The sequence below is a fragment of the Streptomyces sp. S6 genome (genome assembly GCF_054880855.1).
Genome location: NZ_JBTYMC010000352.1, coordinates 1 through 6250 on the forward strand (window position 1 = coordinate 1; position 6250 = coordinate 6250).

Annotated in this window: 7 protein-coding genes; all 7 read right to left on the reverse strand. The window is 72.5% G+C overall.

Features of this window, described 5'->3' with window-relative positions:
• Positions 1-107 precede the first annotated feature (107 nt).
• Positions 108-869: an SDR family oxidoreductase gene (locus ACVNF4_RS30805; protein WP_461806171.1), complete on the reverse strand. Its 762-nt coding sequence runs from the start codon at positions 867-869 to the stop codon at positions 108-110.
• On the reverse strand, positions 866-1909 hold the full coding sequence (locus ACVNF4_RS30810; protein ID WP_461806172.1) for a zinc-dependent alcohol dehydrogenase: 1044 nt from the start codon (positions 1907-1909) through the stop codon (positions 866-868). The genes ACVNF4_RS30805 and ACVNF4_RS30810 overlap by 4 nt, the downstream gene beginning before the upstream one ends.
• Positions 1906-2343 (reverse strand): RbsD/FucU domain-containing protein, encoded by a 438-nt coding sequence (locus ACVNF4_RS30815; protein ID WP_461806173.1) that lies wholly within the window; start codon positions 2341-2343, stop codon positions 1906-1908. Before ACVNF4_RS30815 ends, ACVNF4_RS30810 begins: the two co-directional genes overlap by 4 nt.
• The gene (locus ACVNF4_RS30820) at positions 2334-3221 is read right to left on the reverse strand and encodes an amidohydrolase family protein (RefSeq protein ID WP_461806174.1); all 888 of its coding nucleotides are present in this window, start codon (positions 3219-3221) and stop codon (positions 2334-2336) included. The genes ACVNF4_RS30815 and ACVNF4_RS30820 overlap by 10 nt, the downstream gene beginning before the upstream one ends.
• Positions 3214-4518, reverse strand: coding sequence for an L-fuconate dehydratase (locus ACVNF4_RS30825; RefSeq protein ID WP_461806175.1), 1305 nt, complete (start codon positions 4516-4518; stop codon positions 3214-3216). The genes ACVNF4_RS30820 and ACVNF4_RS30825 overlap by 8 nt, the downstream gene beginning before the upstream one ends.
• Before the next feature lie 80 nt (positions 4519-4598).
• The gene (locus ACVNF4_RS30830) at positions 4599-5639 is read right to left on the reverse strand and encodes an ABC transporter permease (protein ID WP_461806176.1); all 1041 of its coding nucleotides are present in this window, start codon (positions 5637-5639) and stop codon (positions 4599-4601) included.
• On the reverse strand, positions 5632-6250 hold a 619-nt coding region (locus ACVNF4_RS30835; protein ID WP_461806177.1), incomplete at its 5' end, for an ATP-binding cassette domain-containing protein. The genes ACVNF4_RS30830 and ACVNF4_RS30835, both read right to left, overlap by 8 nt.

Genomic DNA, 6250 nt, shown 5'->3' on the forward strand with positions numbered 1-6250 from the left:
GCCGCCCGCCGCGAGCGCGTCGGCGAGGGGGCCTGCGGCCCTGGCGGAGCGCACGGTCAGCACCGGCACGATCCGGGTGCCGTCCAGGACGGCGGTGAGGGAACCGTTCATCGGCCGAGCCATCCTCCGTCGACGGGCAGGATCGTGCCGTGGACGTAGGCAGCGGCGTCGGAGGCGAGGAAGACGGTGGCGCCCGCGAGGTCGTCGGCCTCACCCCAGCGGCCGGCCGGGATGCGGTCCAGGATGGCCGTGCTGCGGGCCGGGTCGTCGCGCAGGGCCTGGGTGTTGTCGGTGGCGATGTAGCCGGGCGCGATGGCGTTGACGTTGACGCCGTGCGGCGCCCACTCGTTGGCCAGCGCCTTGGTGAGTCCGGCGATGCCGTGCTTGGCGGCGGTGTAGCCGGGGACGTTGATGCCGCCCTGGTAGCTGAGGAGCGACGCGGTGAAGACGACCTTGCCGTAGCCCCGGGCGATCATGGTCCCGCCGACGGCCTGAGTCAGGGTGAACTGTGCGCTGAGGTTGACCTGGAGGACGTTCTCCCAGTCCGTGTGGGGGTGTTCGGCGGCGGGGGCGCGGCGGATGGTGCCCGCGTTGTTGACGAGGATGTCCACCGGCCTTTCCCGTCCGGCGAGTTCGGCGCCGAGGGCGTACACGGCGTCGGGGTCGGCGAAGTCGGTGCGGATCGCCTCGAAGGCGCGTCCGGCGGCGGTGACGTCCTTCTCGACGTCGCTGCCGGTCTCTTCGAGGTTGGCGCTGACGCCGATGACGTCGGCTCCGGCGCGGGCGAGGGCGCGGGCCATGGCGCGGCCGATGCCCCGGCGGGCTCCGGTGACGACGGCGAGTTTCCCGGTGAGGTCGAAGGGGTTCACGCGGCGCCCGCCTCGGTGCCCGTGGCGCAGTCGACGAGGATCTTCATCACGCCGCCGCCGGACTCCAGCGCCTCGAACGCGGCGGGCACCTCGGTGAGGGGTACGACGCCGCTGATCAGCCGCTCGGCGGGGACGGTGCCGTCGGCGACGAGGGCGACGGCGCGTTCGAAGTCGGAGCGGTCGTACAACCGGGCGCCGACGAGGGTGAGTTCACGCCAGAAGAAGCGGTGCAGGTTGATCTCGCGGGGTTTCGGGTGGATGGCCACCAGGCAGAGCCGGCCGCGGACGCCGAGCGCGTCGACGGCGGTCTCGACGCCGGCCTGGGCGCCGGACACCTCGAAGGCGACGTCCGCTCCCGCGTCCCCGGTCCACTCCCCCGTCAGGGCCGGTATGTCGTCGTGGGCCGGGTCCCACGTCGTCAGGCCCAGTTCCTCGGCGAGTTTCCTGCGGTGGGGGTTGAGTTCGACGAGCCGGACGTCGGCGCCGGCCGAGGCCGCTACGAGGGCGATGAGGACGCCGACGGGTCCGCCGCCGACCACGACGGCCTTCTCCCCTCGGGTGACCTCGGCCCGGCCGACGTCGTGGACGGCGACGGCGGTGGGTTCGACGAGGGCGGCGCTCTGGAGGGGGAGGGTGTCCGGGAGGCGGACGAGGGTGGTGGCGGGGACGGTCCAGCGCTGTTGCATGGCGCCGGGCGAGTCGATGCCGATGAAGTCGAGGTGCTGGCAGACGTGCCGGTGGCCGGCGCGGCAGGCGGGGCAGGTGTCGTCCCAGCGCAGCGGCATGACGGTGACCGCGTCGCCGGGCCGCCAGTCGGTGACGCCGTCGCCGACGCGGGTGACGCGGCCGGACATCTCGTGGCCGATGACCGCCGGGGTGGCGACCCGGGCGTCCATGTCGCCGTGGAAGATGTGCAGGTCGGTGCCGCAGATCCCGACGTAGGCGGGGGCGAGTTCGACCTCGCCGGGGCCGGGCGGGGCCGTCTCGGACGGCGCGGTGTCCAGGGTGCGGGGGCCGGTGTAGCGGACGGCGATGCTCATGGCGCGGTGAGGGTCCCTTCGGGGCGGACGCCGATGGTGATCAGGAGGTTGGCGTAGGTGCGGGTGTCGGCGGTGACGACGGTCAGGGCGAGGTCGGGTGAGCGGGCGGCGGCGTAGAAGGCGAAGCGGTCGAGCGTCTCGACGGGGACAGGGGCGAGCCGTGCGCGGTGGGCGGCGATCGCCTCGGGCTCGGGTTCGCCGTCCGGCGGGACCATGACGTGCGCGGACTCCACGGGTATCGCGCGCAGCAGGACGTCCAGGACGGTGCTGGTGTCGAGGAGGCCGGGGGCGAGGTTGAGGTGGACGGTCGTGGCGCGGTCGCCGGTCGCGGTGCTCGCGGGGTAGTGGCCGTCGGTGATCAGGACGCGGGCGCCGTGCCCGGCTCCGGCGAGGGCCTGGAGGATTCCGGGGTGCAGGAGTTCCGTCAGGAGCATGGGGGTTCCTCTGCGAGCCGGTAGAAGTCGGTGGCGGTGCCGGCGAGGATCGCCGAGGTTTCGGGGCCGGTGCAGGGGGCGAGGAGTTCCTCGACGGTCTCAGCCCAGCGGTCCCAGCCGCCGGCCAGGACGCACACCGGCCAGTCGGAGCCGAACATCAGCCGCTCGGGCCCGAAGGCGTCGAGGAGGGTGTCCCGGACGGGCCGGATGTCGTCGGTCGTCCACTTCTCGTGGTCGGCCTCGGTGACGAGCCCGGAGAGTTTGCAGCGCACCTGGGGGAAGGCGGCGAGCTCTCGGATCCGGCGGGTCCAGTCGATGAGGTCCCCGCCTCGGAGGTCCGGTTTCCCGGCGTGGTCGAGGACGAGCGGCAGGCCGGGGAACCGTTGGGCGAGCCGGACGGCCTGCGGGAGCTGGCGGTCGCGGACGAGGACGTCGTAGCCGAGGCCGCGTTCCTGTACGGCCCTCAACCCCCGTTCCACGTCGGGCCGTTGCAGCCAGTGCGGGTCGCTCTCGCCCTGCACGAGGTGCCGTACGGACCGCAGTCGGTCCCCGCCCGGTCCGCCGCGCAGTTCGTCCAGGGTGTCGGCGACCGCCGGGGAGGTCAGGTCCACCCAGCCGACGACCGCCCCCACCGACGGCGAGCCGTCGGCCAGCGCGAGGAGTTCCCGGGTCTCGGGTACGGAGGGCAGGCACTGGACGAGGACGGAGGTGGTGAGCCGGTGTCCGAGGATCGCCCGGCTCGCGGACCGTGTCAGGTCGTCGAGGCCGAACGTGCGGCGGATCGGGGCGAGTCCGGGTTCGTCCAGCCAGGGCTGGGGGCGGTGGCCGAGGTCCCACAGGTGGTGGTGGGCGTCGACGAGGCCGGACCGGTCAGACACGGGCGGACCAGACGGGGCCGTCGGGGTAGGCGTACTCCTTGAGGGAGGCGGGGTGCATCTGGGCGCCGATGCCGGGCAGGGTGGGTGCGAGGTAGTGGCCTCGGTCGATGCGGACGGGGTCGACGAAGTGTTCGTGGAGGTGGTCGACGTACTCGATGACCCGGTCCTCGACCGTGCCGGAGACGGAGACGTAGTCGAACATCGACAGGTGCTGGACCATCTCGCACAGCCCGACCCCGCCCGCGTGCGGGCACACCGGGACGCCGAACTTGGCGGCCAGCAGCAGGATCGCGAGGTTCTCGTTGACACCGCCGACGCGCGCCGAGTCGATCTGGACGATGTCGACGGCGCCGGCCTGGAGGAGCTGTTTGAAGACGACGCGGTTGGCGATGTGCTCCCCGGTGGCGACCTTGATGGGGGTGAGGGCCGTGCGGACGGCGGCGTGGCCGAGGATGTCGTCGGGTGAGGTGGGTTCCTCGATCCAGTACGGGTCGTAGGGGGCGAGTTCGCGCATCCAGTCGATGGCGGGCTGGATGTCCCAGCGCTGGTTGGCGTCGACGGCGATGCGGATGTCGGCGCCGACCGCCTCACGGGCGGTGCGCATGCGCCGGACGTCGTCCGCCAGGTCCGCGCCGACCTTCAGTTTGATCTGGGTGAAGCCGTCGGCGACGGCCTCGCGGGCGAGGCGGGTGAGTTTCTCGTCGGAGTAGCCGAGCCAGCCGGGGGTGGTGGTGTAGGCGGGGTAGCCGCGTTCCAGGAGGCGGGCGGTGCGTTCGGCGCGGCCGGGTTCGGCGCGGCGCAGGATCTCCAGCGCGTCCTCGGGGGTGAGGGCGTCGGACAGCCAGCGGAAGTCGATCTGGGCGACGAGTTCCTCGGGGGTCATCTCGGCGAGGAACTGCCACACGGGTTTCTTCGCGCGCTTGGCCGCGAGGTCCCAGGCGGCGTTGACGACGGCGCCGGTCGCCATGTGGATGGCGCCCTTCTCCGGTCCCAGCCAGCGGAGTTGGGGGTCGTGGACGAGGGTGCGGGAGAAGGCGCCGAGGTCGCCGCAGACCTCGTCGACGGACAGGCCCACCACGTGCGGGGCGAGGGCCGCGATCGCGGCGGCCTGGACGTCGTTGCCGCGTCCGGTGGTGAAGGCCAGGGCGTGGCCCTCCAGGCCGTCGCCGGCGTCGGTGCGCAGGACGACGTAGGCGGCGGAGTAGTCGGGTTCGGGGTTCATGGCGTCCGAACCGTCGAGGTGCTCGGAGGTGGGGAAGCGGACGTCGAGGACGTCGAGCGCGGTGATACGGGGCATGTCGGGAACTCCTGCGGGGGCGGGTCGGCGCGGGGCCGCCCGCGACGGGGACTACGGGTTCTCTGGGGTTGCGGGTCGGCTCAGTCCTGGACCTTGCCTCCGGTGATGCGGGAGACGGTGAGCGCGGCCAGGATGATCAGGCCGTTGAGCGCCCCGATCCACTGGGCGGGCACCCCGCCGAGGGTGAGGACGTTCTGGATCATGAAGAGCAGCAGGATGCCGGTGAAGGCGCCGAACATGCTGCCCTTGCCGCCGTTGAGGCTGATGCCCCCGATGACGGCGGCGGCGAAGACGGTGAAGATGTAGCCGTTGCCCTGCGCGGAGGCGACCGATGCGAGCCGCCCGGACAGCAGCAGTCCGGCGAGGGCGGCGAGGACGCTGCCGACGACGATGACGGTCCACAGGACGCGGTCGGTGCGGATGCCGGCGGCGCGGGCCGCGTCGACGTTGCCGCCGATGGCGTACAGGGAGCGGCCGAAGCCGGTCCAGCCGAGGACGACGATCGCGACGGCGAACAGGGCGAGGCACAGCCAGATCGACGCGGGCATCCCGAACCATTCGGCGGTGCCGAGGTAGAGCATCGAGGGCGGCAGCTGGAAGAAGGTCTGGCCGCCGGAGATCCCGGTGAGGATGCCGCGCAGGACGATCAGCATGCCGAGGGTGACGATGAAGCCGTTGAGGCCGAAGCGGATGATGAGCAGTGCGTTGACGACGCCGACGGCCGCGCCCACGGCGAGCGTGACGGGGACGGCCCAGGCGCCGGGCAGCAGTCCGAGGCCGTGTCCGGCGCCGGTGGGGACGACGAGCCAGGCGGCGACGCCGGGCGCGAGGCCCATGGTGGACTCCAGCGACAGGTCCATCTTCTTGACGATCAGGATCATCGTCTGGGCGAGGACCAGCAGGGCCGTCTCGGACATCGTCTGGAGGACGTTGATGAGGTTGTCGGAGCGCAGGAAGACGGGGTTGACGATCTGGCCGACGATCGCGATGACGATGATGGCGGGGACGAGGGCGAGGTCGCGCAGCCGGGCGATCGGGACCCGGCCGCCGAACAGCGCGGCGCGTTCGCGGGGCGGTTCGGCGGCCTCGGACGCGGTGTCGGCGAGGGCGGTGTCAGGCATCGAGGTCCACTCCTTCCATCGCGGCCACGAGGTCGTGGTCGTGCCAGCCTCGGTCCAGTTCCGCCGTGACGCGGCCCTGGAACATGACGAGGACGCGGTCGCACATGCGCAGGTCGTCGAGTTCGTCGGAGGCGATGAGGACGCCGGTGCCGCCGTCGGCGGTCTCCTCGACCTTGCCGAGGAGGAAGTCCTTGGAGCGCACGTCGACGCCGGCGGTCGGGTTGATGAGGACCAGCAGGCGGGGGTCGTCGGCGAGGGCGCGGGCCATGACGACCTTCTGCTGGTTGCCGCCGGACAGTCCGGAGACGGGCAGTTCGGGTCCCGGTGTCTTGATCGCCAGTTTCTCGATCATGTCGCGGGCGAGCTTGTCGCGGCGTGTGCCGCTGATGAAGCCGTGCCGTCCGAGGCGTGCGGGTACGGACAGGGTGGCGTTGTCGGCGATGGACATGCCGGGGACGAAGCCCTGGTGGTGGCGGTCCTGCGGGACGAACCCGGCGCCGGCGGCGAGGGCGGCGGGGACGCTGCCGGGGCGGGGGCGCCGTCCCGCGATCTCCACCTGTCCGCCCTGCGGTGCGCGCAGGCCGACGACGGTCTCGGCGACCTCGGTCCGG